Source organism: Pseudomonas asturiensis (genome assembly GCF_900143095.1).
Taxonomy (GTDB): domain Bacteria; phylum Pseudomonadota; class Gammaproteobacteria; order Pseudomonadales; family Pseudomonadaceae; genus Aquipseudomonas; species Aquipseudomonas asturiensis.
Map to the genome: position 1 here is coordinate 157,903 of NZ_FRDA01000001.1, position 26,933 is coordinate 184,835.

Genomic DNA, 26,933 nt, shown 5'->3' on the forward strand with positions numbered 1-26,933 from the left:
TTCAGAGCTCCTGGCGCTGATTTTCGGGGTCGAAGAAGGGCAGTTTCACGACGGTGGCCTGGACCACTACGCCGTCTTCGACGCGAATCGGAATCTGCTGGCCGGGCACACTCTGGTCGAACGCGGCGTAGGCCAGGCCAATGATCTTGCCCAGTGTCTGCGAATACTCGCAGGAGGTGACGTTGCCGCTGATATCCGGCCCCTTGAGCACCAGATGGCCTTCGAGCGGCATCGGGCTGGCCTTGGGCAGCGTGAAACCCACCAGTTTGCGTTTCTGTGGCTGGGCTTCGAGGATGTCCACCGAGCGGCGGCCGACGAAGAAGGTTTTGCTGCGGCTGACCGCCCAGCCCATGTCGATCTCGGCCGGGTGGGTCATGCCATCGGTGTCTTGACTGATGATCACGTGACCTTTTTCCAGTCGCAGCAGACGCTGGGTTTCAACACCGAACGGGCGCATGTCGAACGCACGGCCCGCTTGTGTCAACGCGTCCCAGAGCTTGAGCCCGTGGCGCGCCGGCACGTGGATCTCGTAACCCAGTTCACCGACAAATCCGACCCGCAGCAGACGCGCCTTGATGCCCGCGACCGTGCCTTGACGTACACCCAGATAAGGAAAGCCGTTGGGCGACAGGTCCAGATCGCTGCACACCTGTTCCAGCACCTTGCGCGAATCGGGCCCGGCCACGTTGACCGCGCAGATCGCCGCCGTGACGTTGGTGATGTCCACGTTGAGGCGCCACTGGGCGTTCCACTTGAGCATCTGTTGATAGATGCGATCCACGCCGCTGGTGGTGGCGGTCACGTAGAAATGCTGTTCGGCAAAGCGCGCGCACACGCCGTCGTCGATCACCACGCCTTGTTCGTTGGTCATCAGGGCATAGCGCGAACGACCAATCGGCTGCTTGAGAAACGCGAAGGTGTACAGACGGTTGAGCAGCTCGGCGGCGTCAGGCCCACGAATGTCCAGCCCGCCCAGCGTCGACACGTCGATGATCCCGACCTTGCCACGTACATGCGCCGCTTCTTCCTGCATGCAGGCATCACGCTGCGACGGCTTGCCGTAGAACGCCGGGCGTTGCCAGATACCGGCGGGCATCATTTTCGCACCCGCTTCAAGGTGTCGGCGGTGCATGGGTGTTTGCCGATACGGGTCGAAGGCACGGCCTGCAACGTGGGCCAGCTTTTCGGCCTCGAACGGCGGACGCGCCGTGGTCACGCCGGTTTCGCTGATGCTGCGCTGGGTTGAGGCAGCGACCAGACGTGCCGTCGGCAGCGCCGAGTGGCGACCCTGCGACGGGCCCATGCCGACAGTGGAGTAACGCTTGACCAGTTGAATATCGCGGTAGCCGATCCGGGTAGCGTTGATGATATCGCGCACTTGAAGGTCTTCATCGAAATCGACGAAGTCCTTGCCCTTGGGGTGCGGAAAGATCGGCCAGGCAAAATTGACCCGCGCTTCGCTACGCAGTGATTGCAGGGTGCCGCTGAAGGCCAGCCCCAGCGCTGTGACCACGTCGGCGGCGGCGCGAGTTGCGTCGGCCAGCACGTTGTCCAGTGCATGGCAGCCGTTGACTGAACCGGCGATGCGCAGGTTCTGCGGCAGGCCCCTCAGAGCGAATTCGGCCTGGGCGTCGTCGTAGTCGAGTTTGCCGCCTGCCTGACACAATAACTGGTAGGCGGGCATGTAGCCGCCGGACATGCACAACAGGTCGCACTCGACTGTCAGGCCGCTGCTCGCCACCTGCCCTTGTCCGGTGATCTTGCGCAGGTCCGCACCACTGACGTGGCGCATGCCTTTTTCGTGCAGGGCTTCGAACACCGTCGTGCTCATGTGGCAGGTGATGCCGCGTCGTTCGACGGCGTTGTGCAGTGCCCGGTCGGACGCGTGGGTGCGCATGTCGACAACGGCAACGACCTCCACGCCCTGATCGTGCAGGTCAAGCGCCGCAAGGTAGCCATCGTCGTTGCCGGTCAGTACCACCGCGCGCTTGCCGGGTTTGACCGCGTAAAGCTTCATCAGACGCTGCACGGCGCTGGTGAGCATCACGCCGGGCAGGTCGTTGTTGCGAAAGATCACCGGCTGGTCGAACGAGCCGCTGCACACCAGACACTGCGTGGCGCGCACCTTGTACATGCGCTTGCCCTGAATCACCGGCAGATAATTGTCGGTGAACCAGGCGTTGCAGGTGGCTTGCTTGAGCACGCGGATGTTGGCGTGACCCTCCACGGCCTCGACCAGATCACGGCGGACCTGTTCGGCACGCAGGCCTTCGAGGTCGAAGCGCGCGTAAGTCAGCGAACCACCGAGGATTGCCTGCTGTTCGATCAAAAGCACGCGAGCACCGGCGTTGGCAGCGGTCAGTGCGGCCTGCATGCCTGCTGGCCCTGCGCCAACGATTGCCAGATCAGTGAAGAGGTAGGCCTTGTCGTGATACTCCGGCTGGAATTTCAGGTCGAGCACACCCAGACCGGCTTTCTTGCGAATGATCGGCTCCCAGACTTTCCACATACCCTTGGGCTTGTAAAACGAACGGTAATAGAAGCCCACCGGCATGAATTTGGAAAACTTGCCCAGGTACGCATCCTTGTCGTTATCCAGCGAACCATTGAAGTTCTGTCCGCTGGCGTGCAGACCTTGCTGCAGCGCAAAGGTGTCGGCCAGCACGTTGGGCTCATGGGGCAGCTGGATCAGGCTGTTGGCATCTTGCCCTGCCATCGTCAGTGGGCCGCGCGGACGGTGATATTTGAACGAACGCGAGAGCAGAAAACGACCGTTGGCCAGCAGTGCGCTGGCGATGCTGTCGCCTTGCAGGCCCTGATAGGTCTTGCCGTCGAAACTGAAAGTCAGCGGCTGGTTGCGGTCAATCAGCAAGCCCATGGGCGCGGGCAGGCGGGCGAGGGTGGTCATCCTGCGATCTCCTTGGAAGGCACGGGGGCGAAGTCGACGCGGGCGGTGAATACCTCGCGTGGATCGAAGGTGCGGATGATCTGGTCACTGCCAGTGTGACGCTCGGCCAGAAACCAGTAGCTGGACGGGTTGTGCATCCACCATTCGCGCACCACGCCCAGCGTGTCTTCGCTGTTGAATACGTAGTCGGCCCACTCGGCGTCGCTGCACGTCTGCGGGTCTGGCATCTGCTTGAACTCGCCGCCGTAGGTGAACTCGCTGATATTGCGCGGCCCGTTGAGCGGGCAGGTCATGATTTTCATGTAATGCTCCTTACCGATAACGGGTCAGTGGCTGGCGGCGGTTGCGCCCATTTCGTTGACTTGCTGGAAGGTCGAAAAACGCTCCAGGGCGAAAGGCTTGATCAGTTCCGGGACCTTGCCGCCGCTGGCGACCAGTTCAGCCATGGTCTTGCCGCAGATGGGCGTCGCCTTGAATCCCCAGGTGCCCCAGCCTGCGTCCAGGTAGTAATTCTTCACCGGCGAAAGGCCCATGATCGGGCTGTAGTCCGGGGTCATGTCGGTGATCCCGGCCCACTGGCGCATCAGCTTGGCGTTGGCCAGAAACGGAAACATCTCGATGGCGTGTGCCAACAGGCTCTCTTTCAGGTCCAGCGTGGAGCGAGTGTTGAACAGCGGGTACGGATCCGAGCCGCCACCGAAGACCACCTCGCCACGGCTGGTCTGTTGCACGTAGCAATGCAGCGCGGAAGAGCTGACCAACGGATCGAGGAACGGCTTGAACGGCTGGGTGACCATTGCCTGCAGCGGAAAGGTCTGGATGGGCGAGCGAATTCCGGCCTTTTTCATCATCTGCGAACTCATGCCTGCGACCGCCTGTACGGCGCAGCCGCACTGGATGGTGCCGCGATTGGTCTTGACTGCGGTGAGGGTGCCGTTCTCGATCACCAGTTCCTGAACTTCTGTGAGCTGATGGATTTCCACCCCGCGCTTGGCCGCCTGTTTGGCATAGCCCCAGGCAACGGCGTCGTGACGGGCAGTGCCGCCATCGATGTGCCATAGGCCGGCAAGCACCGGCAGGTGGCCGGGATCGAGGTTGAGGCTGGGCACCAGCTCACGAATCTGCTGGCGGTCGATCATCTCGGTGCGCCCGCCAAAATGCTTGTTGACCTCGGCGCGCTGGCGGAATGAACGCACGGTGGCATCGGTGTGCGCCAGGGTCAGTTGGCCGCGCTCGGAGTACATGATGTTGAAATCGAATTCGTTGGACAGCCCCTGGAACATCTTCACCGACTCGGCATAGAACCGGACGCCTTCGCTGGTCAGGTAATTGGAGCGGATCACGGCGGTGTTGCGCGCCGTGTTGCCGCCGCCCAGATAACCTTTTTCCAGCACCGCGATGTTAGTGATGCCGTGGTATCTGGACAGGTAGTAAGCGGTGGCAAGGCCATGACCGCCGCCGCCGATGATTACCACGTCGTAGGCTTTTTTCAGTTCCTTGGGCGCGGGCAGGTCCACGTCCACCGGGTATTCCGGGCTGAGCCCGTATTTCAGTAGATTGAAAGGCATACGGCCTCCGATTGGCTGCGTTGCGCCTGGGACTGCTGACGGGCAGCGGTCACGGTGTTTTTCATGAGAAAAGCGATGGTCATCGGGCCGACGCCGCCTGGCACCGGCGTGATGGCCGAAGCCACGTTGCGAGCACTGTCGAAATCCACGTCGCCCACCAGTCGGCTGCGCCCCTGATCCTGAATACGGTTGATGCCGACGTCGATCACCACAGCGCCGGGCTTGAGCCAGCTGGCGTCGATCATGCGCGGCCGGCCGACGGCAGCGACCACGATGTCCGCCAGTTGGCACAAGGCCCTGGCGTCCTGGCTGCGCGAATGCACGACTGTTACCGAGCAATGAGCCTGAAGCAGCAGGGCGGCCATGGGCTTGCCGACGATGTTGGAGCGACCGATCACCACCGCATGTTTACCGGTCAGGTCGCCGCAGGTTGCCTGTAACAGGTACATGCAGCCGGTCGGTGTGCAGGGCGTCAGCACATCGCGGCCCTGACAGAGGCCGCCGACATTTTCACTGTGAAAACCATCGACGTCCTTGGCCGGATCGATGGCCTGCAGGGCGCTGGTTTCTTCTATATGAGCTGGCAAGGGCAATTGCAGCAAAATGCCGTTCACGCCCGGGTCGGCATTGAGTCCGGCGATCACCGCGAGAACACGGGCCTGTGAGCTGTCGGCCGGCAAGCGGTGCTCCAGCGAGCGGATCCCGGCTTCCTCGGCGCGCAGAATCTTGTTACGCACGTAGACTTCGCTGGCCGGGTCGTCGCCCACCAGAATGACTGCCAGCGTCGGGGAGGTGCCTTCAGCCTTGAGGCGTTGCACCTCGTCACGTACCTGCTGCAGCACCTTGCCGGCTGCGGTCTTGCCATCAATGAGTCGGGCCTGATTCATCGGAAAATCACCGTTCGGTCAGTGTTGAGGAACACCCGATGTTCCAGGTGATATTTCACGGCGCGCGACAGTGCGATGGTCTCGGTGTTGCGGCCCGCTGCGACCAGGTCGTCCGGCAGGTAAACGTGATCGACGCGCTGCACTTCCTGCTCGATGATCGGGCCTTCATCCAGGTCACTGGTGACGTAATGCGCAGTGGCACCGATCAGCTTTACGCCCCGCTCGTAGGCCTGGTGATACGGCTTGGCGCCCTTGAAGCCGGGCAGGAACGAGTGGTGAATATTGATCGCCCGGCCCGAGAGCTGGCGGCACAGGTCGTCCGACAGAATCTGCATGTAGCGCGCCAGCACCACCAGCTCGGTGCCGGTCTCGTCGACCACTTTCATCAATGCCGCTTCCTGTGCGGCCTTGGTGTCCTTGGTCACGGGCAGGTAGATGAATCGAATCCCTTCACGCTCGGCCATCGGCCTCAGGTCCAGGTGGTTGGACACGATGGCGGTGATGGTCATGTCCATCTCGCCCTTGTGGTAGCGATAGAGCAGGTCGGTCAGGCAGTGATCGAACTTGCTGACCATCAACAGCACCCGCATCGGCTGGCGCGTATCGTGCAACTCCCACTGCATTGCAAAATCGCCGGCCACGGCATCGAATCCGGCCTTGAGCTGCTGAATATCGCCTGCGTGCCCATCGTTGAAGCGAAACACGGCACGCATGAAAAACGTGCCACTGAACTCGTCGTCAAACTGCGCCATTTCACCGATGTAGCACTGATTGCCTGCCAGGTATGAAGTGACCGCCGCCACAATGCCGGATGTTGCCGGGCAACTGATCTTCAGGATGAAATGGTTCTTCTCGTGTTGCATGGTCAGTCCTCTGGAAGGTGGCGGCAGCTCGATGTGGCAAAAAATTCAGGGGTAAAAACTATTTTGATGGGTGAATAAAAATTCCTATCAGGAATTAAATATTCACAATTGCTGTTTTATAGGCGAAAGAAAATGCAGCGTCCAGAGGTTTATGGAAACTTTATTAATTGAGGGGAATATTTTGGCAGTGAATCGTAGGTGATCGTGTCCGCGCGTTGCGTCGGCACTCAACCGTGGACGCTCAGGGTCTCATTCGAGTCTGAACAGGCTGTATTCAGTACGTAGAGCCGGACGCGGATCGTCCGGTGAGGCGGTCCCAGGCTGGCACTTGGGACCGATCAGGTTGGCGTGACGGGCCCGGCTTACTCCCCCTGCGCCCCATAGTTCATGATCGACAGTAACCGGATCGGCACCTGGACCAATTGCTCCGGCCCATGGGGAATGTCGCCGTCGAAGGTCAGGCTGTCGCCCGCCTGCATGGGGTAAAGCTGATTTCCGTGACGGTAGATCAACTCGCCTTCCAGCAGGTGCAAGAACTCGGTCCCTGGGTGGGAGAAGGTCGGAAACTCTTCACTGGCATCGTCCATCGTCACCATGTACGCCTCGAAACTCTTCTTCGGCCCTCGGGTGTGATTCAGCAGGTGATAGGTATGGCCTTTCTCGGTGCCGCGCCTGACCACTTCCAGACCTTCATCGGCCTTGACCAGCAGCGCGCTCCCCCCTTGTTGGTCGTACTGGCTGAACAGCTTGGACATAGGCATGCCCAGCACGTCACACAGTCGGCTGAGGTTATCCAGGCTGGTCGAGACCTGGGCGTTCTCGATCTTGCTCAGCATGCCCTGGCTGATCCCGGCAATCCGCGCCACGTCGGCCAGTTTCAGCTCCTGCGCTTGACGCTGACGTTTGATCTGAATGCCCAGGTATTGCTCAAGCTTCAGCTTGGGAGGCGTTTCATTCGGCTTATTCATGGAGTCTGTCATCAGGTTTGCACGGTTTCCGCTCGTTAATTTTTATTTCGCACCGGAAATGTGCATCTTGTCCGATGGACAGGCAGATTATTCCCGGAGGGAAAACGAGTTTCCCATATAAACAGCAGAATTACCCCTCTCTGAAGCATTCGACTCCTGGCATACCAAACTGGCAAGCGCTTTGCATTCCTAAAGGGAAAGTAACTTTCCTTTGCGGAATATAGACAGCGGACAGTGAAACAACGATTCCTACCTGAAACGTTTTGCCCATGCCAGGAGACAAGTCTCATGTTGCCACCCGAAACACAGCGTCTGATCGAACAGCACGGCATCAAGTACGTACTGGCTCAGTTCGTGGATATCCATGGCTCGTCGAAGACCAAATCAGTGCCGGTCACGGGTCTGGAAATGGTCGCCGAGGACGGTGCCGGTTTCGCCGGGTTTGCCATTTGCGGTATGGGCATGGAGCCGCATGGTCCCGACTTCATGGCCAAGGGCGATCTGTCTTCGCTGACGCCGGTGCCTTGGCAGCCCGGTTACGGTCGGGTGGTGTGCATTGGGCATGTGGACGGCAAGCCCTGGCCTTATGACAGCCGTTTCGTGCTGCAGCAACAGGTCGAACGCCTGACCCAGCGTGGCTGGACCCTCAACACCGGGCTTGAACCCGAGTTCAGTCTGTTCAAGCGCGATGCGGCCGGCAGCCTGCAAATGGTCGATGCCAGCGATAACCTCGACAAGCCTTGCTACGACTACAAAGGCCTGTCGCGCTCCCGTGAATTTCTCGAACGTCTGACCGAAGCGCTGCAGCCAGTCGGTTTTGACATCTACCAGATCGATCACGAAGACGCCAACGGCCAGTTCGAGATCAATTACACCTACAGCGACGCGATGGAGTCGGCGGATCGCTTCACCTTCTTCCGCATGGCCGCAGGCGAGATTGCCAACGACATGGGCATGATCTGCTCGTTCATGCCCAAACCCGATCCCAAACGCGCTGGCAACGGCATGCACTTTCACCTGTCGATCGGCAGTGCCAGCAACAAGAATCTGTTCCACGACGCCAGCGATCCCAGCGGCATGGGGCTGTCAAAGATGGCCTATCACTTCGCTGCGGGCTTGTTGGCGCATGGTCCGGCGTTGTGTGCGTTCGCCGCGCCCACGGTTAACTCCTACAAAAGGCTGGTGGTTGGCAACTCGTTGTCAGGCGCGACCTGGGCGCCGGCGTTTATCGCCTTTGGTGCCAACAACCGTTCAGCGATGGTGCGGGTCCCTTATGGCCGTCTGGAATTCCGTCTGCCGGACGCCGGTTGCAACCCGTACCTGGTCAGCGCCGCGATCATCGCCGCAGGCCTGGACGGCATCGACCGCCAGCTGGAAATCGACCACGTCTGCAACGAGAACCTCTACAAGCTGAGCCTTGAAGAGATCGCCGCCCGTGGCATCAAAACCTTGCCGCAATCGCTCAAGGAAGCCTGCGACGCGCTGGAAGCCGATCCGTTATTCGCCGAAGTGCTTGGTAACGAGATCGTCGGCGAGTTCGTGCGCCTCAAGCGCATGGAATGGGTGGAATACAGCCGCCATGTCAGCGATTGGGAAGTGAAGCGCTACATCGAATTCTTCTGATCCAGCGGATCGTCACGCAACCGTTTTCGACGTCTTGCCGCTGGGCGGGACGTCTCTGCCCAGGAGTTGAGTCATGTGTGGAATCGTAGGGCTTTACCTGAAAAATCCGGCGCTGGAATCGCAGCTCGGCCAGTTGTTCGAACCGATGCTCGAAGCCATGACCGATCGTGGTCCTGACAGCGCAGGGTTCGCGATTTACGGCGATGAAGTGGCCGATGGCTGGATCAAACTGACCTTGCAGGCAACCACTGAGGCGTACGACTTCAAGGCGCTGATTGCCGAGATTGAAAGCACGCTGAACGTGCCACTGGACTGGTTTCAGAACGCCAGCGCCGTGGTCCTCAAGATTCAGGCAGAAGAAGCGACGGTGCGTGCTGTGTTGGCGCAACTCGCGCCGACCGTGCGCATCATGAGCGCCGGACAAAGCATTGAGATCCTCAAGGGCATGGGTCTGCCAAGGGAGATTTCCCAACGCTTCGGGCTCAGTTCGATGAAGGGCAGTCACATCATCGGCCACACCCGTATGGCCACCGAAAGCGCAGTCACCATGGAAGGCAGTCACCCGTTTTCCACCGGGGCTGACCTGTGTCTGGTTCACAACGGCTCGCTGTCCAATCACTTCCGCCTGCGCCAGAACCTGCGCCGCGAAGGCATTCATTTCGAGACCGACAACGACACCGAAGTGGCCGCCGGGTACCTGGCCTGGCGTCTGCAGCAGGGCGACAGCCTCAAGCAGGCTCTGGATAAATCCCTGGAGGACCTCGACGGTTTCTTTACCTTTGCCATTGGCACCCGCAATGGCTTTGCGGTGATTCGTGACCCGATAGCCTGCAAGCCGGCGATCCTCGCCGAAACCGACGATTACGTCGCCATGGCCTCGGAGTATCAGGCGCTGTCCAGCCTGCCGGGGATCGAGAACGCCAGGGTCTGGGAACCTGTCCCGGCCACCATGTACATCTGGGAACGCGAGTCGGCCTAAGGAGCACGCACATGAAAACCATCGATCTGTCCAACGCCACCGTGCGTGACCTCAATCAGGCCCTGCACGATCAGGTGAAAGCACTGGAAGACCGCGAGTGGGTGGTGACTCACCCCGACGGCGCTCATAACCTGGCGGTTGGCGTCAATGAAGCCATTTCCATCGATATTCAGGGCCATGCGGGCTACTACTGCGCGGGCATGAACCAGAAAGCCTCGATCACCGTGCATGGCAATGTCGGGGTTGGCTGCGCAGAAAACATGATGTCCGGCGCGGTCCGGGTCAAGGGCAGCGCCTCCCAGGCGGCGGGTGCCACGGCCCACGGCGGACTGCTGGTGATCGAAGGCGACGCCGGTGCCCGTTGCGGGATTTCCATGAAAGGCATCGACATTGTGGTCGGCGGCAGCATTGGTCACATGAGTTGCTTCATGGGCCAGGCCGGTCGACTCGTGGTCTGTGGCGACGCAGGCGATGCGCTGGGCGACTCGCTGTATGAAACCCGGATCTATGTCAAAGGCACCGTCGAGTCGCTGGGCTCGGACTGCATTGCCAAAGAGATGCGCGAAGAGCACCTGCAGGAATTGCAGGAACTGCTCAACCGCGCAGGTTTCAACGAGAGGGCGGCGGACTTCAAACGCTATGGCTCGGCCCGTCAGCTGTACAACTTCAAAGTCGACAACGCCTCCGCGTACTGATCCAGGAGCAAGACCATGAGCGATTCCACCTCTCCCAAAGCCCCGGTCCTGCGCGAGTCGGCCACGTTTGATCGCCTGACCATTCAGGAAATCCAGCGCGCCGCCGAAACCGGCATCTATGACATTCGCGGCGGCGGCACCAAGCGCAAACTGCCGCACTTCGATGACCTGCTGTTGCTCGGCGCCAGCGTGTCCCGGTATCCGCTGGAAGGCTATCGCGAGAAGTGCGGCACCGACGTGGTGCTCGGCAACCGTTTCGCCAAGAAGCCGCTGTACCTGAAAATTCCGGTGACGATTGCAGGCATGAGCTTCGGTGCGCTGTCGGCCAACGCCAAGGAAGCCCTGGGCCGCGGTGCGACCATCGCGGGCACCAGCACCACCACCGGTGACGGCGGCATGACGCCGGAAGAACGCGGCCAGTCCCAGCACCTGGTCTACCAGTACTTGCCGTCGCGCTACGGCATGAACCCGGATGATCTGCGCAAGGCCGACGCCATCGAAATCGTGCTGGGGCAGGGCGCCAAGCCAGGTGGCGGCGGCATGCTGCTGGGCATGAAAGTCACCGAGCGAGTCGCGGGCATGCGCACCTTGCCGGTGGGCGTCGATCAACGGTCGGCGTGCCGGCATCCCGACTGGACCGGCCCGGACGATCTGGCGATCAAGATTGCCGAGATTCGTGAAATCACTGACTGGGAGAAGCCGATCTACGTGAAGATCGGGGCCAGCCGTCCGTACTACGACGTCAAGCTGGCGGTGAAGGCGGGTGCCGATGTGATCGTGCTCGACGGTATGCAGGGCGGCACGGCGGCGACTCAGGAAGTGTTCATCGAACACGTCGGTATCCCGATCCTGCCCGCCATTCCGCAAGCGGTTCAGGCGCTGCAAGAGATGGGCATGCATCGCAAGGTGCAGTTGATTGTCTCCGGTGGCATTCGCAATGGTGCCGACGTGGCCAAGGCCATGGCGCTGGGGGCCGATGCGGTGGCGATTGGCACGGCAGCGCTGATCGCGCTGGGCGACAACCATCCGCGTCTGGATGAAGAACTGAAGAAGATCGGGTCGGCGGCTGGCTTCTACGATGACTGGCAGAACGGCCGCGACCCGGCAGGCATCACCACACAAGACCCGGAACTGTCCAAGCGCCTTGACCCGGTGGAAGGTGGTCGCCGTCTGGCCAACTACCTGCGCGTGCTGGTGCTGGAAGCCCAGACCATGGCCCGCGCCTGCGGCAAGTCGCACCTGCATAACCTTGATCCTGAAGACCTGGTGGCCTTGACCGTTGAATCCGCAGCCATGGCCCGCGTGCCACTGGCCGGAACGTCGTGGATTCCTGGAGGTGCCAGCGGGTATTGATTGGCTGAGTACAGATACAGTGGGAGGCGGCTTGCCGGCGATGCGTTTTTCCAGTCTGCCCATGAGTGACTGGCCCGACGCAATCGCCGGAAAGCCGCCTCTCACAGGGTCTGCATCTATCCAGTGAGACCTGCGTAGCTATGCGTGCTCTACGTGGGTAGCGCGCTGCGATCAGTGTGAGGGCTGAAGATGATCGTGCCCATGCTCCGCGTGGGTATGCAGCCCGTGACGCTCTGCGTCAAAACCGCGCCGCACCGTCATGGCGGCAAGTCACCCATAAGAGGCCTTGAAGGCCCATTGCTTCAGATAACTACCTTGGTTTACTGCCCGGCACTTTTCCATTCATTTGCAGGAGCTTTGAACATGGTCAATCGTCTACTCGGCAAACCCCTTCTGGCCTCACTTGTCCTCGGTATCTTTGCCCCGCTGGCACAGGCCGCAGAAACCCCCGTCCTCAATACCGGCAGTACCGCCTGGATGATCACGGCAGCGGTGCTGGTGCTGTTCATGTGCCTTCCGGGTCTGGCGTTGTTCTACGGCGGGTTGGTGCGCGCCAAGAACATGCTGTCATTGTTCACCCAGTGTTTCGGCATCGCGGGTGTGGTGGGCGTGCTGTGGGTGATGTATGGCTACAGCATGGTGGTGGATACCAGCAACATGGTCGAAGGCCAGGTGACCTTCAACAGTTTCGTGGGCGGGCTGAGCCGTGCGTTTCTGGCGGGCATGACGCCCGACAGTCTCGTCGGCGATATTCCGGAAGGCGTATTCGTGACCTTCCAGATGACCTTCGCCATCATCACACCGGCGCTGATTGCCGGCGCCTTCGCGGAACGCATGAAATTCTCCGCCGCCCTGCTGTTCATGGCGCTGTGGTTCACCTTTGTCTATGCGCCAGTGGCGCACATGGTCTGGGGCGGGGCGGGGGCGCTGATGCATAACTGGGGTGTACTGGATTTCGCAGGCGGCACTGCCGTACACATCAACGCAGGCGTCGCGGCGTTGGCGGCTTGCCTGGTGCTGGGCAAGCGCAAGGGTTATCAGAACGCTCCGATGCCCGCCCATAACCTGAGCCTGACCATGGCCGGTGCAGCCATGCTCTGGGTCGGCTGGTTCGGTTTCAACATCGGCTCTGGCGGTGGACTGAGCGGCACGTCCGGCATCGTCATGCTCAACACCCAGGTGGGAGCCTGCGCCGGGATTCTCGGCTGGATGTTCACCGAGTGGTTCAAGGTCGGCAAACCGAGTGCGCTGGGTCTGGCCAGCGGGGCGTTGGCAGGTCTGGTGGGGATCACGCCTGCATGCGCCTATGTCGGCGTCGGTGGCGCACTGGCGATTGGCGTTTTGTGCGGGGTGTTTTGCTATCTGAGCGTCACGGTATTGAAGAAACGCCTGGGCTATGACGACAGCCTCGATGTGTTCGGCCTGCACGGCATCGGCGGCATGATCGGTGCGGTTCTGACCGGCGTGTTCTGCGTGCCTTCTATGGGTGGCCTGGTGCCGGACGTGACCATGGGGGCGCAGGTTGTTGCGCAGATCAAAGGCGTGCTGTTCACCACGGTCTATTGCTTCGTGGTCAGTTGGGTGATTCTCAAAGGGGTCAAGGCGCTCATTGGCTTGCGAGCGCATGAAACCGTCGAAGAGCTGGGGCTTGATCTGTCCGAGCACAACGAGCGCGCCTATAACCATTGAGGTAAGGTACGTTTTTGTGGGAGGCCCCACCACTTCTTCGAGTTAGCGCTGTCGCGCAGCAAGCACCGGACTGTGGGAGGCGGCTTGCCGGCGATCTGCCGGGAACCGGCAGCAAAACCTGCGCAAGCGTTGTAATCAGATGCATTCAAGGGCTGCTGCGCAGCCCATCGCTGCCGTCGTAACCTGCGAGAGCTCCCACGCCCTCCGGGCAGAAGCAGATTCAACGCTTCTTCAACAGTCCGGTGTCTGCGGCGAGACTTTACCGAAACGCTGGCACCACGTGTTTGATGAACAGCTCCAGCGACTTCTTCTTTTCGGCGTGCGGCAGGCTGTTGTCGCACCAGAAGCTGAACTCGTCGACACCCAGTTCCTGGTAATACTTGATGCGCGGGATGATCTCATCCGGTGTGCCGATCATTGCCGTCTTGTGCAGGCTGTCGAGGGCGAATTCCGGGCGTTCGGCAAACTTCTCTTCCGGGCTGGGCGCGAGGAAACCGTTGACCGGTGTCTGCTTGTTGCCAAACCAGGCATCGAAGGTGCGATAGAACTTCGAGATTGCCCTGGCACCGACTTTCCAGCCTTCAGGATCATCTTCGGCATGCACGTGTGTATGCCGCAGTACCATCAGCTGCGGGCGCGGAACGCCCGGGTTGTTGGCCAGTGCGGCTTCGAATTTGTTTTTCAGGTCGACGACTTCCTCGTCGCCCTTCATCAGCGGCGTGACCATTACGTTACAGCCGTTGGCCACCGCGAAATTGTGTGAGTCCGGGTCGCGGGCGGCGATCCACATCGGCGGGGTGTTGATGGGCTTGGGCACGCAGGTCGACGTGGGGAATTTCCAGATATCGCCGTCATGGGCATAGTCGCCTTGCCACAGCGCACGCACTACCGGAACCATCTCACGCAGCGCCTTGCCACCTTCGGACGCGGGCATGCCGCCTGCCATGCGGTCGAACTCGACCTGATAGGCGCCGCGTGCAAGGCCCACTTCCATGCGCCCGTTGCTGATGACGTCCAGCAAGGCACATTCGCCAGCGACTCGCAGCGGATGCCAGAACGGCGCGATGATGGTGCCTGCGCCCAGGTGAATGGTGTCGGTTCTGGCCGCCAGATACGCCAGCAATGGCATGGGGCTTGGCGAGATGGTGTATTCCATCGCATGGTGCTCGCCGATCCAGACCGTGCTGAAACCGCCTTTTTCGGCCATCAGCGTCAGTTCGGTCAGGTCTTCGAAGAGCTGGCGGTGGCTGACAGTCTCGTCCCAGCGTTCCATGTGCACGAACAGCGAAAATTTCATGACGCTTACCTCGATCGGACCGGGGTGCGCAGGTGGCAGCACCCGTATTTTCAAATGGATGTGGAAAAAACCATGTACGTCAGGTGAGCGCGGGCAGGGTGCTCATCTTGCCTCGGCAGTACACCATCGGGTCGACAGGCTGTTGGGGCTGAATCAGGTTCTTGATCGCGCCGACCATAATCGCGTGATCGCCACCCTCATACTCGCGCCACAATTCGCACTCGATGATTGCCGTGGCGTTGTTCAGCAGCGGATTGCCTAACTCGCTCAATGTCCACGCGATGCCTTGCGCCTTGAGCTTGCCTTTGCGGGCGAACGCATAGGCTTCTTCCTGCTGACCGCCGGAAAGCAGGTGAATGGCAAAGCGTTTGCTTTTGATCAGCGTGGCGTACGAGTCGGAGCTGTAGTTGGGGCAGAAGAGGACCAGCGGCGGGTCCATGGACAGGGAACTGAACGCGCTGGCAGTGAGGCCGACGACTTCGCCATCCTCATCGAGTGTGGTGACAACGGTGACACCCGATGGAAAGGAGCCCATGACGTTCTTGTAGTCAGTTGCGTCGATCATTTGCTACCTCTGCTCGGTGTACCGACAGCGACAATTATTGTTTGTCTGATGGTATACCGTAATATTCGGTGTGCAAATGTTTTTTTCGATCAGATGCGCAGGCGGTTACGCAGCGCTTTTTGTCGAGCGCCGCGTTGGATTGATTCGTCGAATGTGGCTGTGACGCTCTGCAGAGACCGGTTACCTGTAGCGGTGAACGTGCCCACGAAGACTGACGTTCGCAAAAAGCACGTTGGCTGAATGGATCGCCCTCACTGACTGATGAGGGTGAGCCGCTTAGCTGCAGGCTTCGGTCTGAATGTACTCGGCGGTGGAGTCGCGAATCACCGGGCCCATGCCGCTGACCGCTTGAGCGCTTTCCATGATCTCCAGCGTTGAGCCGGTGCCCACCAGGTTGACCGTGTGGTTGGCGCAGTTATACACGCGTTTGGAGTAGATCACGCCCAATAGACTTTCGCGGCGGGTCACGACTATCCGGTTTGTCGGGGCACCGGTCTTTTCCACCAGTGCGTGCTGACCGGTCGGGTCGTGCGGGACCACAATATTTCTACCTTCGGCGTGTGCCGACATGGCGGGGATGATGAGTAGTAAAAACCAGGCATGAAATTTCATCGGTGCTCCTGCAGATGAATAAGGCTTCATTGGATCCAAACGTACGGCGATGTACGCCGGTTGGGTAGCCAGTGGCCATGCCTTCTGTCGGGTTTGCAGCGGGTTCCTGACGGGCGGTGATCCACGCCTGCCGTTTGTCGTCAATGCGCGTTTTTGAGTGAGCAGAATTCTTTTTCTGCCGATGTATCTGGTGAGGCTATGACGACGTATTCCTGAGCATCAGGCAAACGTCCGGGTGACCAGCGCAGCCACTACCAGATAGCGCAAGCCCTTGGCCAGCGTGACGATCAGCACAAAGCGCCAAAGCGGCTCTCGCAAGGCACCTGCGATCACTGTCAGCGGATCACCGATAACGGGTATCCAGCTCAGCAACAGCGACCAGTAGCCATACTTCAAATAAAATCCCTGAGCTTTTTCCAGCTGCGCTTCGCTGGCCGGAAACCAGCGTTTGTGGCGAAAGCGCAGGATGGAGCGGCCAAGCAGCCAGTTGAGAACAGAACCCAGCACGTTGCCGACGGTTGCGACCCACAGCAGCACCACCACCGGATAGGCTTTGCTGATGAGCATTGCGGCCAGTACGGTTTCCGATTGCATGGGCAGCAGCGTCGCCGCGCCCAATGCCGCCATGAACAGACCGAAGTAGCTTGAGAGTTCGAACATCGAAGGATGCCTTGTGCATGCAGGACCTTCGTGGGTGAAGGTGCCGCATTGTGTTGCAGCCGACAGGCTCCCACAAGAACACACACTGTTGCCTGGGCAACACCTGCTCGACACCTTTGCGGTCTGTCGACAGCGACTGTTCTCAATCAGGCTGATTAACTTATTGATCTTTAAGGAAATAACAGGCTGGCACGGTTGCTGCTCTGTCACTGGGTATCAAGCCCGCTCGATTCTTGCGCTCGGGACCCTGAAGCCGGAGGAGTAACGATATGAGTCAAACCCCTATCAAATTTGCGTACTGGGTACCCAACGTCAGCGGCGGCCTAGTGGTGAGCACGATCGAACAACGCACCAGCTGGACCATCGACTACAACAGAAAGCTGGCGCAGATTGCCGAAAAATCAGGCTTTGAATACGCATTGACGCAGATTCGCTTCACAGCCGGCTACGGTGCCGAGTACCAGCACGAGTCAGTCGCCTTCAGTCATGCGCTGCTGGCGGCCACCGATAAACTCAAGGTCATCGCCGCGATTCTGCCAGGGCCCTGGACGCCTTCTGTGGCGGCCAAGCAACTGGCGACCATCGATCAACTCACTGCCGGACGCGTAGCGGTCAACATTGTCAGTGGCTGGTTCAAGGGCGAGTTCACCGCCATCGGCGAGCCCTGGCTTGAGCACGACGAGCGTTATCGTCGTTCGGAAGAGTTTATCCGCGCGCTCAAAGGTATCTGGACCACAGACAATTTCACGTTCAAGGGCGATTTCTATCGCTTTCACGACTACACCCTCAAGCCCAAGCCGATCCAGCGTCCGCATCCGGAAATCTTCCAGGGCGGCAGCTCCAGAGCCGCGCGGGACATGGCTGCCCGTGTATCGGACTGGTACTTCACCAACGGCAATACCGTGGAAGGCATCAAGGCCCAGGTCGATGACATCCGTGCCAAGGCCGCCGCCAACGGGCATTCGGTGAAGATTGGTGTCAACGCGTTCATCATTGCCAGGGACACGGAGGAGGAGGCACACGCCGTGTTGGCGGAAATCGTCGACAAGGCCGACCCGGAAGCGGTCAATGCCTTTGGTGACGCGGCGAAACAGGCCGGCAAGGCGAGCCCGGAGGGCGAGGGCAACTGGGCCAAGTCCACCTTTCAGGATCTGGTGCAATACAACGACGGCTTCAAGACCAATCTGATCGGCACACCTGCGCAGATCGCCGAGCGCATCGTGCAGCTCAAGGCCGTGGGCGTTGATCTGGTGCTGTCCGCCTTCCTGCACTTTCAGGAAGAAGTCGCTTATTTCGGCGAGCATGTACTGCCATTGGTTCGTGAGCTGGAAACCGCGTCTGCGCATACCGCTGTGCAAAGCGCCGCAATAGCCTGACCCGTTCAGCACCCTCGCAACATACCCGCCCCACTTGCCGTGAGCCATCGCGCTCACGGCCCTTCAAAAAAAATTCCTGAGCATGTGATCCAATGTGCGCACTTGCGCGTATGTTGCCCCCTGTTTGCTGCTTGATCGGACGTGTTCAATTGCCAGGCGCAGCGTCGGGCGCTGAAGCTTGCGACCATTGGTGCCGATACAGGAATATCGATGTATCTGAACATTCATGCCCAGGTATCGTGCGCATCAGTTGCGCGAGCTCTCATTCGCTACGGAGGCAGGCTTTGAAACGCGATCTCAGGCTTGCCTCTTGGCTGATCTGTACAACCTGTACCTGTGTTGTGCTGCTCATGGTCTGGCAAACCTGGACTGCGCGCCAGAAAACCTTTGAAAACATCCAGACCAACAGCGCAAATCTGGCGAGCGCGCTAAGCACCTACACCGACGGTATTTTCAAACAAAGCGAAGTCATGCTGCTCGGCCTGACCGAGCGGGTTGAAAAGGACGGCACGGGGCCTGCGCAAATTGAACGCTTGAGGTCGGTCGTTGCACGTGGAATGGGAACGCTACCGCAGATCAGCAGCGTGTCGCTTTACGACGCCGAAGGTAACTGCATCTTTTCCACCAATGGGAACGCCATTGGCATCAACAGCACACAGCGTGAATATTTTCAGCATCACGCCAGGAACACCAGCCGTGCCACCTTCGTAGGCCCTACGATTCGCAGTCGCGCAACGGGTGAGTGGGTCATCTCGGTCAGCCGGCGCATTGATAATCGCGACTCAAGCTTCGCGGGTCTGATGGTCGCGACCATCGGTATCGATCACCTGCTCAAATTCTATTCCAACATTCAGATTGGCGAGTCAGGCGTCATCAGCCTGACCACCGCGACAGGTCAGGTGCACGTGCGGTACCCGTATCGCGAAGGTGACATCGGCCGTGATCTGTCTTCGACACCTATTTTCAACCTGTACCCTGACCAGCGATCCGGGACCACCGAGTTCGTTTCCCGGCTGGACGGGGTGCCTCGTTTTTACGCTTTTCAGCGCAGTGATGCCTACCCGCTGGTGACGGTGGTTGCACTGGGGCAGCAGGAGGCCATGCACGCCTGGATGGTGCAAGCCAAACAGTCGTTGTTACTGGTGTTGGTGTTGCTCGTGCTGGTGGTCGGTCTTGGCGTTCGCCTGATCGTCCACATTCACAGCCGCATTCGCGCCGAAGACGAATTGCGTGTGTCCCAGGCGACCCTGATTGAGCTCAACCAGCATCTGCAACTTATTGCATCCGAAGACAAGTTGACGGGACTTGCCAATCGCAGGCGCTTCGATCAGTTCATCGAGATCGAATTCAAGCGTGCCCGACGCGAGCGCAACATGCTGTCGTTGATCCTGCTCGATGCTGACCATTTCAAGCGCTACAACGACCACTTTGGTCATCTGGCCGGGGATGAGTGCCTGGTCGCGATCAGCCGGCTCGTCGAGCAGTGCATTCGTCGTCCGGGCGACATCGCCGCCCGCTATGGCGGCGAGGAGATCGCCGTGGTGCTGCCCAATACCGATGAAGCCAGCGCCCGTCAGGTGGCTGAAGGCATTCTGAAAAAACTGCAGGACAGCCGCATTGAGCACCCGGCGAGCCCTTTCGGGATCGTGACCGTCAGCCTGGGGGTGGCGACGTTTATCGGCACCGATCGGCAACTGGACCAGCGCGGGCTGATCCAGCTGGCCGACCGGGCGTTATATGCTGCCAAGTCACAGGGACGCAATCGGGTCAGCGTGGCGTCCGACGTCGTGACCGATACGGTGCCCGCCTGGACGCAGGGGCCACACCTTGCCGCGGACGCTGCGGCGGCGGATCACACGCCAGACGCGCGGAACTGAACTGAACGGATAGTCCCCCTGCGCCGTTTTGTCGCACCCGCCGCGCAGCCCATGACAGCGCGGCTCGCCCGCCAGCACGTTTTTTGTAACAGCATTCGCGGTGTTCGCCAGCAGCCGTGAGTGGTAAATTCGCCGCCATGAATTTCGTCCGAACCCACCGCTCGCTCATCGCCTGGATGCTGTACGGCTTCGTCCTGTTCAATGGCGTGGCGTGCGGATTCGGTCACGGGCAAATGCTGTCGGCGCTTTCATCGGCATCGGCATCGGCAAACGATATCTGCGGTGATGCTGGCGATTCATCACCTGCAATGGACAAGAGCACCCACGCACAGGTCATGCAATGGGTCGCCTTCGATTGCGCCTTTGCCGGCAAGCTGACCCTGGCGCTGCTGTTTTTCATCGGGCTGGGCTGGTTGTCGCGCATGCTCACTATCAGGTTGCGCATCCCGCAAGGGTTGATTCGCCAGTCCCCTCGTCATGCCTCGCCCGGTTGCATCGCGCAGGCACCTTGAGCCTGCGCGCCTATGCTCATCGGTTGTGACAAGGCATAGCAACACGCCTGCCTTGTCTGTTTACGGGAACGGTTGCTGGATTGAAGGCCAGCGGCCGCGCCTTATCCTTCAAGGGACGTAATACATGACGCAGAATTTCACCCGCCGCGAAGTGGTCTCGGGCCTCTCGCTGCTCAGCCTTGGCCTGCTGGCCGGTTGTGGCAACTCCAATGCCCTGCCGTTCAAGCATGGCAAGGACATGAGCAACGAAATCGTCGGCCGCAATTTCAGGCTCAAGGACTCGAAGGGCGAGGTCAAGACACTGTCGAGCTTTCGCGGCCTGATGCCGATGGTCTTTTTCGGCTTTACCCAATGCCCGGCCGTTTGCCCCACAGCGCTGGCCCGTGCGGCGCAAATCAGAAAGCTGATGGGCGAGGATGGCAAGACCTTTCAGGTGGTGTTCATCACCCTGGACCCGGAGCGCGATACGCCAGAGGTCATCGACGCGTATGTAAAAGCCTTCGATCCGACCTTCGTTGCGCTGTCCGGCACGCTTGAAGAAACCGCTGCCACGGCGAAAGAGTTCGGTGTGTTCTTCGAAAAGGTCCCGCTTGGCGATACCTATACGATCTCCCACACGGCCACCAGTTATGTCTACGACACCCGTGGCGTGCTGCGCCTGGGGCTGTCACACAAGCTGACTGCCCAGCAATGCACCGAAGATTTGCTCACTTTGATGGAAGTATGTTGATGAATACGCTGATTCGTAACGCCGTAAAACCCATGCTGTTGGCCGTTTCGTTGCTGGGCCTGAGCGCTCAGGCGTTTGCCCAGACGCAGGTCGATGACGCCTGGGTGCGCGCCACCGTGCCGGGACAACCTGCCACCGGTGCCTTCATGCGTATCACCAGCAGCGAGGACAGCAAGCTGGTCGATGTCGCGTCGCCAGTCGCCAAAACTGTTCAGATCCATCAGATGAGCATGAAAAACGACGTGATGAACATGCAGCAGGTGCCTTCGGTCGACCTGCCTGCGGGCAAGTCAGTGGTGTTCGACGCCAACGGTTATCACGTCATGTTCATGGGGCTGGCGGCGCAGGTCAAAGAAGGCGATCAAGTGCCGTTGACCCTGACGGTGGAAAACGCCAAGGGCGTGAAGGAGTCGATCAAGGTAACGGCAGTGGCCAGATCCCTGACGACTGATGAACACAGCGGCCATGGCGACCACAGCGGTCACTGACCGCTACCGGCTGAGCGGCCATCTCAGCCTGACCGTCCAGGTGTAAGGTAGGCGGGCATCACGACTATTTTCTCTTTTTACCGGAGGTGAATATGAGTGCTCCCATGCTTTCCAAGACCCAGATCAACGGCTATCAGTTGATCAGCGTCAACCGCGGACCCTGGACGGTCTGTACACCCAAAGACCGACTCGCTTCATTCGACACCCGTCAGGAAGCCATGGCCTATGCCGCTTCCCTGCCGGTTCGTGAATGGCGCAGGTCGCGTCCGTCCTGACAGAAGCCCCCATCCTTCTATATTTCTTAAAAGAATAACAATCGAACCAAATATTCTTTTCAGGAACAAGCGTCTTTCAGCCATGATTGCCTTGCCACATCAACTTTGGAAAGGTGACTGATACCAACAGAACCTGGATTTTTATCAAAAAAATGCAGGAGTGTATCAATGGGCAATCTCCAGACCGCCGTCAGCGCACAGGCTGTGCCACGGCGCCAGACGCCGGGTGGCGACCTGGTCGATCTGGGGCGTCCTTTTCGTGGCCCCTTGTCGTCGTCGCGACTGCACAGCACCCCCAGACCTGTACTCGGACGTCGAGAAGCCATACTGCTGGGTGGATTTGCACTTGTGCTGCACGGCGCAGTGATTTACTGGCTGAGCCAGAAACCGACGCCCGTGTTGCCGGTTGTGCCGCCGGAAATACCGCCGATGACCATCGAGTTCTCCCAGCCTGCGCCGCCAGTCGTGGAGACGCCGCCACCGCTACCGGAGCCCATCGTGCAGCCCGTGGTCGAGGAACCGCCGCCACCCGTGGAAGACGAACTGGCCGTCAAACCGCCGCCACCTAAACCGATTCCCAAACCCAAGCCGGTCGCCAAGCCTGTGCCCAAGCCCGTTGCCAAACCGGTCGAACAACCGCCAGCGCCACCGGCTCCGCCACAACCGGTTGCAGCCCCGGCACCGCCAGCACCCCCTGCGCCCAAACCGGTGACGCCGGCCTCCGCCAGCGCTGGTTACTTGAAAAACCCGGCCCCGGAATACCCATCGCTGGCCATGCGGCGCGGGTGGGAGGGCACGGTGTTGTTACGGGTGCACGTATTGGCCAGCGGTAAACCCGGCGAGATCCAGATCCAGAAAAGCAGTGGCCGTGAGCAACTCGACGATGCGGCATTGGCCGCAGTGAAACGCTGGAGCTTCGTGCCCGCCAAGCAGGGTGATGTCGCCCAGGACGGCTGGGTAAGCGTGCCCATCGATTTCAAGATCAACTAAACCCACGCATTCGATTGACCATGCGGGCTACCTGACAAAAGGCGCATCGCGACACCCATGCCTTGTTCAGAGAGAGCTGCGCCATGAACCTACTTGCTTCGCCGTTTGAGTCCATTGAACACGCCGTTATCTGGCTGCTGGTGATCTTTTCCGTCGCCACGTGGGGCCTGGCCTTGCTCAAGGGCGTGCAGTTCTCGCGCCTCAAGTCCCAGGACCGCAAATTCCACACGCAATTCTGGGCCGCATCGAGCCTGGATTCCGCCGCTCAACTGGCTCACGAACACCCAGGTGCGGCGGCTCGCGTTGCGCTGGCCGGTTATGCTGCCATTCAGGTCAGTGAAGGCGCTCAGCCTCAAGATCTCAGTCAGTCCATCAATCATCAGGATCGACTGGAGCGGTCGTTGCGCCAGCAGATCGTGCGTGAGCGCCGTTCGCTGGAGAATGGTCTGGCAGTCCTCGCCAGTATCGGCAGCACCTCGCCCTTTATCGGTTTGTTCGGTACGGTCTGGGGCATCATGTCGGCACTCAAGGGCATCAGCGCCGCAGGATCCGCCAGCCTTGAAACCGTGGCGGGTCCCATCGGTGCTGCGCTGGTGGCAACAGGCGTCGGGATCGCGGTCGCCGTGCCCGCGGTGTTGGTTTACAACTATTTCCTGCGCCGCCTGAAGCTGACGGTTGCCGACCTGGACGACTTTGCCCACGACTTCTACAGCCTGGCGCAGAAGAGTGCCTTCCGGGTGCTGCTGCATCCTGTGCTCAAATCCGGCGCCAACAGCACCGGGCAAAAAGTGAAGGAGGCGTCCTGATATGGCCTTTTCCACACAAGACAGCGATGAGGTGCTGAGCGAGATCAACGTCACGCCGCTGGTGGATGTGATGCTGGTGCTGTTGGTGGTGTTCATCGTCACCGCGCCGCTGCTGACCAACTCGATCCCGATCAACCTGCCCAAGACCGAATCGGTCGCGCCAGTTGAGCAGAAAGACCCGCTGGTGGTGAGCATTGACGGGCAGGGCAAGCTGTTCATCAACAAGGACGAAATCCAGCCGGACCTGCTGGAAACCAACCTCAAGGCTGCCAAGGACAAAGCGCCGGACGTGCGCGTGCAGTTGCAGGCCGACAATGGCGTGAACTACGGCGAAGTGGCACGGGCCATGGCTTCTATCGAGCGTGCCGGGATTACCAAACTGTCGGTGATCACCGCCAAATAGAACTCCGCGCTCAAACAATTCATTTTTTCAGGGTCGTATTCTCAGGCAGATACGGCCCTTTTTTTATGGCTCATCCCGGCCTTTTTCGAGTTGACCAAAACGTTGCAGCTTATGCGTTATTAGTATTTAAAACCTGATATTTAATGGCGTTAAGCTATAACGCATCGGACCACCGCACCATTAATCCAAATCGTAATGATCGCCACCGTCCACCGCACGGATCGCTCGTTGTCACCAGAACACGATGTTCTGGATCAGGGAATTCAAGGGGTAGCGGTATGGGGAGCTTCAAACGCAGTGTATTGGCCACGGCGATTTTCTCGGCCAATGTGCTGGGCGCCGTTACGGTGAGTTCAGCAGCCTGGGCCGACGAGCCTGCGGAGCAAAGCAACAGTTCGACAACCTCCACGCTGGGCACTGTCATCGTGACGGGGACCCGCGCACAGGAGCGCACCGCCAGCGGTTCATTGTCACCTATCGACGTGATTTCCGGCGACAGCCTGCGCAGCTCCGGCTCCAGCGAGCTGGGCACGGTGCTGGCGCGGCTCATTCCGTCCATCAACTTTCCGCGTCCCAGCCTGGTGGACGGTGCCGAGCTGGCGCGGCCTGCGCAATTGCGCGGTCTGTCACCTGATCAGGTGCTGGTACTGGTCAACGGCAAACGCCGCCATACGTCGGCCTTCGTCAATCTGGGTGGCGCGGTAGGGCGTGGCTCGGCGCCTGCCGACCTGAATGCCATCCCGCTGTCGGCCATCGACCACATCGAAGTGCTGCGTGACGGTGCTTCGGCCCGTTATGGCTCTGATGCTATCGCCGGGGTGATCAACATCATCCTCAAGAACGCAGACCACGGTGGCTCGGTGTCGACGCGTTACGGTCAGTACAAGAAAGGCGACGGCATTCAGCGGCAAGTGGCGGGCAATACCGGTTTCGCACTGGGCAGTAATGGCTTTTTCAATCTGTCAGGCGAGGGCGCCAATAACGACTACACCAACCGCGCCGGCGATGATCTGCGCGCCTCCAGTGTCGGCTCCACGACCTATGGCCAACGCGTGTTCCGGCAGGGCGAGCCGGAAACCGAGGAGGGCAAGGTTCAATTCAACACCGAGTACAGTTTCAGCGATGCGCTGGAGTTCTACAGTTTCGGCGGATACAGCAAACGTCGCGGCGAAACCGCTGCCTTTTACCGGCCCAGCAACGCCTCGAACAACAACGCTGCGATTTTCCCCAATGGTTATCTGCCATTGATCAACGGCACCCTGCAAGACACCTCGCTGGTGGCAGGCTTGCGCGGCGAGCTGGCGGATGACTGGCATTACGACCTGTCGGCCAACTACGGAAAGAACAGCTATGAGATTCGCACCAAAACCATCAATACCTCGCTGGGCCTGGCCACGCCGCGCTCATTCGACAATGGCACGCTGACCAATGATCAAAAGCAGCTGAGCCTGGACCTGTCTCGGGAGTTCAGTGCGGCCTGGCTGCCGTATCCGGTGTCGGTGGCGTTCGGTGCCGAGTACCTGCGTCAGGGTTACCAGATTGAAGCAGGGCAGGCCGAATCGTATTTCCAGACCGGCAGCTCCGGATTGGGCGGGTTCCGGGCGGCTGATGCGGGCAGTTCTTCACGGCACAACTTTGCGCAGTATCTGGACGTGGAAACCAACCTGACCGAGAAACTCGGCGTGTCGGCGGCGGTGCGTCATGAGGACTACAGTGACTTCGGCTCCAACATCAGCGGCTCGCTGTCGGCCCGCTATGACTTCACCCCGCAGGTCGCCTTGCGTGGCAGCGTGTCGACCGGTTTCCGTGCGCCGTCATTGGCCCAGCAGAACTTCACTTTTACTTCATCGCAATTGATCGGTAACACCATTCAGGAGGCGGGCACATTCCCGGCGTCCAGCAATGTCGCGCAACTGCTCGGTGCCGAGGACCTCAAAGCCGAGAAGTCCCGCAACTACAGCCTGGGGCTGGTGCTGGAGCCGCTGGACAACCTGACTGTCACGGCCGATGTGTATCGCATCGACATTCGCGACCGGATCTCGCTGTCGTCCAACCTGGTGCTCAACAACACTGCCATCAACTACCTGCGCAGCAACGGCGTCGGCGACATCAATTACACCAGTGCCCGCTACTTCACCAACGCCACTGACACCCGTACCGACGGCATCGATCTGGTGGCCAACTATCGTTATCAGCTCGATAACGGGGTGCGTTGGAACAGCACAGTGGGCTACAACTACAACCACACCAAGGTCACCGACGTTAAAGCCAACCCAGGGATACTGGATCAACTGGGTGTGAATCTGGTGCGGGTCGATCGACGCGAACGCATCGGTCTGTTGGGGGACACCACGCCTCAGCACAAGCTGAGCCTGGGCAACGACTTCACGTTCGGGCCTTGGGCGTTGCATTCCAATCTGGTTCGCTACGGCGAGTTCACCAGCTATCAGGCCGACAAGGTCAACGATCAGACCTTCAGCGCGGCCTGGCTGCTGGACCTGGCGGTGGATTACACGCACAAGAACTGGGTGTTCACGCTGGGTGGCGACAACGTCACTGACAAATACCCCGAGAAGCTCAACGACTTTTCCTCCAGCGGCGGCAACCTGGCGTACAGCACGTTTTCGCCCTACGGGTACAGCGGGGCTTTTTACTATGGGAAGGTGACGTACAACTGGTAAGGGCTACAGAGCAGACGCCCGTTCTGCGGGCGTTCCCGTAGCGTTTCGACGCTACGGACTCGACTAGCAAGCGCAGTGCTCGTGGAAGCGAGCCTGCGCTTATCAAAAGCGGTTTTCGTAGGACAGCG

The 26,933-nt window shown here is 59.8% G+C and carries 25 protein-coding genes; 15 read left to right on the forward strand and 10 right to left on the reverse strand.

Going from position 1 to position 26,933, the window contains the following annotated elements:
* Window position 1: 1 nt before the first annotated feature.
* The 6 genes from BUB69_RS00875 to BUB69_RS00900 all read right to left on the reverse strand — a co-directional run bounded on the left by BUB69_RS00875 (window position 2) and on the right by BUB69_RS00900 (window position 7,194).
* Complete coding sequence (locus tag BUB69_RS00875; protein ID WP_073161844.1) at window positions 2–2,908, reverse strand: 2Fe-2S iron-sulfur cluster-binding protein; 2,907 nt, start codon at window positions 2,906–2,908, stop codon at window positions 2–4.
* Window positions 2,905–3,210 carry a sarcosine oxidase subunit delta gene (locus tag BUB69_RS00880; protein ID WP_073161845.1) on the reverse strand — a complete coding sequence of 102 codons (306 nt, stop codon included), beginning with the start codon at window positions 3,208–3,210 and terminating at the stop codon, window positions 2,905–2,907. The genes BUB69_RS00875 and BUB69_RS00880 overlap by 4 nt, the downstream gene beginning before the upstream one ends.
* A 24-nt stretch (window positions 3,211–3,234) precedes the next feature.
* Entirely contained in the window at window positions 3,235–4,476 is a 1,242-nt protein-coding gene (locus BUB69_RS00885; RefSeq protein WP_073161846.1) for an FAD-dependent oxidoreductase, read from the reverse strand.
* Complete coding sequence (gene folD / locus BUB69_RS00890) at window positions 4,458–5,363, reverse strand: bifunctional methylenetetrahydrofolate dehydrogenase/methenyltetrahydrofolate cyclohydrolase FolD (protein WP_073161847.1); 906 nt, start codon at window positions 5,361–5,363, stop codon at window positions 4,458–4,460. Before folD ends, BUB69_RS00885 begins: the two co-directional genes overlap by 19 nt.
* Window positions 5,360–6,226 carry a formyltetrahydrofolate deformylase gene (gene purU, locus BUB69_RS00895; protein ID WP_073161848.1) on the reverse strand — a complete coding sequence of 289 codons (867 nt, stop codon included), beginning with the start codon at window positions 6,224–6,226 and terminating at the stop codon, window positions 5,360–5,362. Before purU ends, folD begins: the two co-directional genes overlap by 4 nt.
* 362 nt (window positions 6,227–6,588) lie before the next feature.
* On the reverse strand, window positions 6,589–7,194 hold the full coding sequence (locus tag BUB69_RS00900) for a helix-turn-helix domain-containing protein (protein ID WP_073161849.1): 606 nt from the start codon (window positions 7,192–7,194) through the stop codon (window positions 6,589–6,591).
* A gap of 288 nt (window positions 7,195–7,482) precedes the next feature.
* On the opposite strand from BUB69_RS00900, the gene glnT reads away from it, so the two are divergent.
* The 5 genes from glnT (at window position 7,483) to BUB69_RS00925 (ending at window position 13,533) form a co-directional block, all read left to right on the forward strand.
* Window positions 7,483–8,817 (forward strand): type III glutamate--ammonia ligase, encoded by a 1,335-nt coding sequence (gene glnT, locus BUB69_RS00905; protein WP_024685133.1) that lies wholly within the window; start codon window positions 7,483–7,485, stop codon window positions 8,815–8,817.
* A gap of 73 nt (window positions 8,818–8,890) precedes the next feature.
* Window positions 8,891–9,796: a class II glutamine amidotransferase gene (locus BUB69_RS00910; RefSeq protein WP_073161850.1), complete on the forward strand. Its 906-nt coding sequence runs from the start codon at window positions 8,891–8,893 to the stop codon at window positions 9,794–9,796.
* Window positions 9,797–9,807: 11 nt separating this feature from the next.
* Complete coding sequence (locus tag BUB69_RS00915) at window positions 9,808–10,491, forward strand: GltB/FmdC/FwdC-like GXGXG domain-containing protein (protein WP_024685131.1); 684 nt, start codon at window positions 9,808–9,810, stop codon at window positions 10,489–10,491.
* A 15-nt stretch (window positions 10,492–10,506) separates the two neighbouring features.
* Window positions 10,507–11,844, forward strand: coding sequence for an FMN-binding glutamate synthase family protein (locus tag BUB69_RS00920; RefSeq protein ID WP_073161851.1), 1,338 nt, complete (start codon window positions 10,507–10,509; stop codon window positions 11,842–11,844).
* 363 nt (window positions 11,845–12,207) lie between these two features.
* Window positions 12,208–13,533 (forward strand): ammonium transporter, encoded by a 1,326-nt coding sequence (locus tag BUB69_RS00925; protein ID WP_073161852.1) that lies wholly within the window; start codon window positions 12,208–12,210, stop codon window positions 13,531–13,533.
* A 259-nt stretch (window positions 13,534–13,792) separates the two neighbouring features.
* On the opposite strand, the gene BUB69_RS00930 is transcribed toward BUB69_RS00925, so the two are convergent.
* The 4 genes from BUB69_RS00930 to BUB69_RS00945 all read right to left on the reverse strand — a co-directional run bounded on the left by BUB69_RS00930 (window position 13,793) and on the right by BUB69_RS00945 (window position 16,667).
* The gene (locus BUB69_RS00930; RefSeq protein WP_073161853.1) at window positions 13,793–14,830 is read right to left on the reverse strand and encodes an LLM class flavin-dependent oxidoreductase; all 1,038 of its coding nucleotides are present in this window, start codon (window positions 14,828–14,830) and stop codon (window positions 13,793–13,795) included.
* A 79-nt stretch (window positions 14,831–14,909) separates the two neighbouring features.
* Entirely contained in the window at window positions 14,910–15,395 is a 486-nt protein-coding gene (locus BUB69_RS00935) for a flavin reductase family protein (RefSeq protein WP_073161854.1), read from the reverse strand.
* A gap of 276 nt (window positions 15,396–15,671) precedes the next feature.
* Complete coding sequence (locus BUB69_RS00940; protein ID WP_073161855.1) at window positions 15,672–16,007, reverse strand: hypothetical protein; 336 nt, start codon at window positions 16,005–16,007, stop codon at window positions 15,672–15,674.
* A 219-nt stretch (window positions 16,008–16,226) separates the two neighbouring features.
* The gene (locus BUB69_RS00945; protein WP_073161856.1) at window positions 16,227–16,667 is read right to left on the reverse strand and encodes a YqaA family protein; all 441 of its coding nucleotides are present in this window, start codon (window positions 16,665–16,667) and stop codon (window positions 16,227–16,229) included.
* 269 nt (window positions 16,668–16,936) lie between these two features.
* On the opposite strand from BUB69_RS00945, the gene sfnG reads away from it, so the two are divergent.
* From sfnG to BUB69_RS00995, 10 genes are all read left to right on the forward strand, one after another.
* Entirely contained in the window at window positions 16,937–18,043 is a 1,107-nt protein-coding gene (sfnG, locus tag BUB69_RS00950; RefSeq protein ID WP_073161857.1) for a dimethylsulfone monooxygenase SfnG, read from the forward strand.
* Between the two features lie 284 nt (window positions 18,044–18,327).
* Entirely contained in the window at window positions 18,328–19,920 is a 1,593-nt protein-coding gene (locus BUB69_RS00955) for a sensor domain-containing diguanylate cyclase (protein WP_073161858.1), read from the forward strand.
* A 137-nt stretch (window positions 19,921–20,057) separates the two neighbouring features.
* Window positions 20,058–20,432 (forward strand): hypothetical protein, encoded by a 375-nt coding sequence (locus tag BUB69_RS00960; protein ID WP_073161859.1) that lies wholly within the window; start codon window positions 20,058–20,060, stop codon window positions 20,430–20,432.
* Window positions 20,433–20,556: 124 nt separating this feature from the next.
* A complete protein-coding gene (locus BUB69_RS00965) occupies window positions 20,557–21,162 on the forward strand; it encodes an SCO family protein (protein ID WP_024687166.1) in 606 nt (201 codons plus the stop codon).
* Window positions 21,156–21,650, forward strand: a complete 495-nt coding sequence (locus tag BUB69_RS00970) for a copper chaperone PCu(A)C (RefSeq protein WP_175561626.1) — start codon at window positions 21,156–21,158, stop codon at window positions 21,648–21,650. Before BUB69_RS00965 ends, BUB69_RS00970 begins: the two co-directional genes overlap by 7 nt.
* A gap of 92 nt (window positions 21,651–21,742) precedes the next feature.
* On the forward strand, window positions 21,743–21,925 hold the full coding sequence (locus BUB69_RS00975; protein ID WP_073161861.1) for a DUF2188 domain-containing protein: 183 nt from the start codon (window positions 21,743–21,745) through the stop codon (window positions 21,923–21,925).
* A gap of 168 nt (window positions 21,926–22,093) precedes the next feature.
* Window positions 22,094–22,915, forward strand: coding sequence for an energy transducer TonB (locus BUB69_RS00980; RefSeq protein WP_073161862.1), 822 nt, complete (start codon window positions 22,094–22,096; stop codon window positions 22,913–22,915).
* 83 nt (window positions 22,916–22,998) lie between these two features.
* On the forward strand, window positions 22,999–23,721 hold the full coding sequence (locus BUB69_RS00985; RefSeq protein ID WP_073161863.1) for a MotA/TolQ/ExbB proton channel family protein: 723 nt from the start codon (window positions 22,999–23,001) through the stop codon (window positions 23,719–23,721).
* A 1-nt stretch (window position 23,722) separates the two neighbouring features.
* A complete protein-coding gene (locus BUB69_RS00990; protein WP_073161864.1) occupies window positions 23,723–24,124 on the forward strand; it encodes an ExbD/TolR family protein in 402 nt (133 codons plus the stop codon).
* Between the two features lie 278 nt (window positions 24,125–24,402).
* Window positions 24,403–26,805: a TonB-dependent receptor plug domain-containing protein gene (locus BUB69_RS00995; protein WP_073161865.1), complete on the forward strand. Its 2,403-nt coding sequence runs from the start codon at window positions 24,403–24,405 to the stop codon at window positions 26,803–26,805.
* Window positions 26,806–26,933 lie beyond the last annotated feature (128 nt).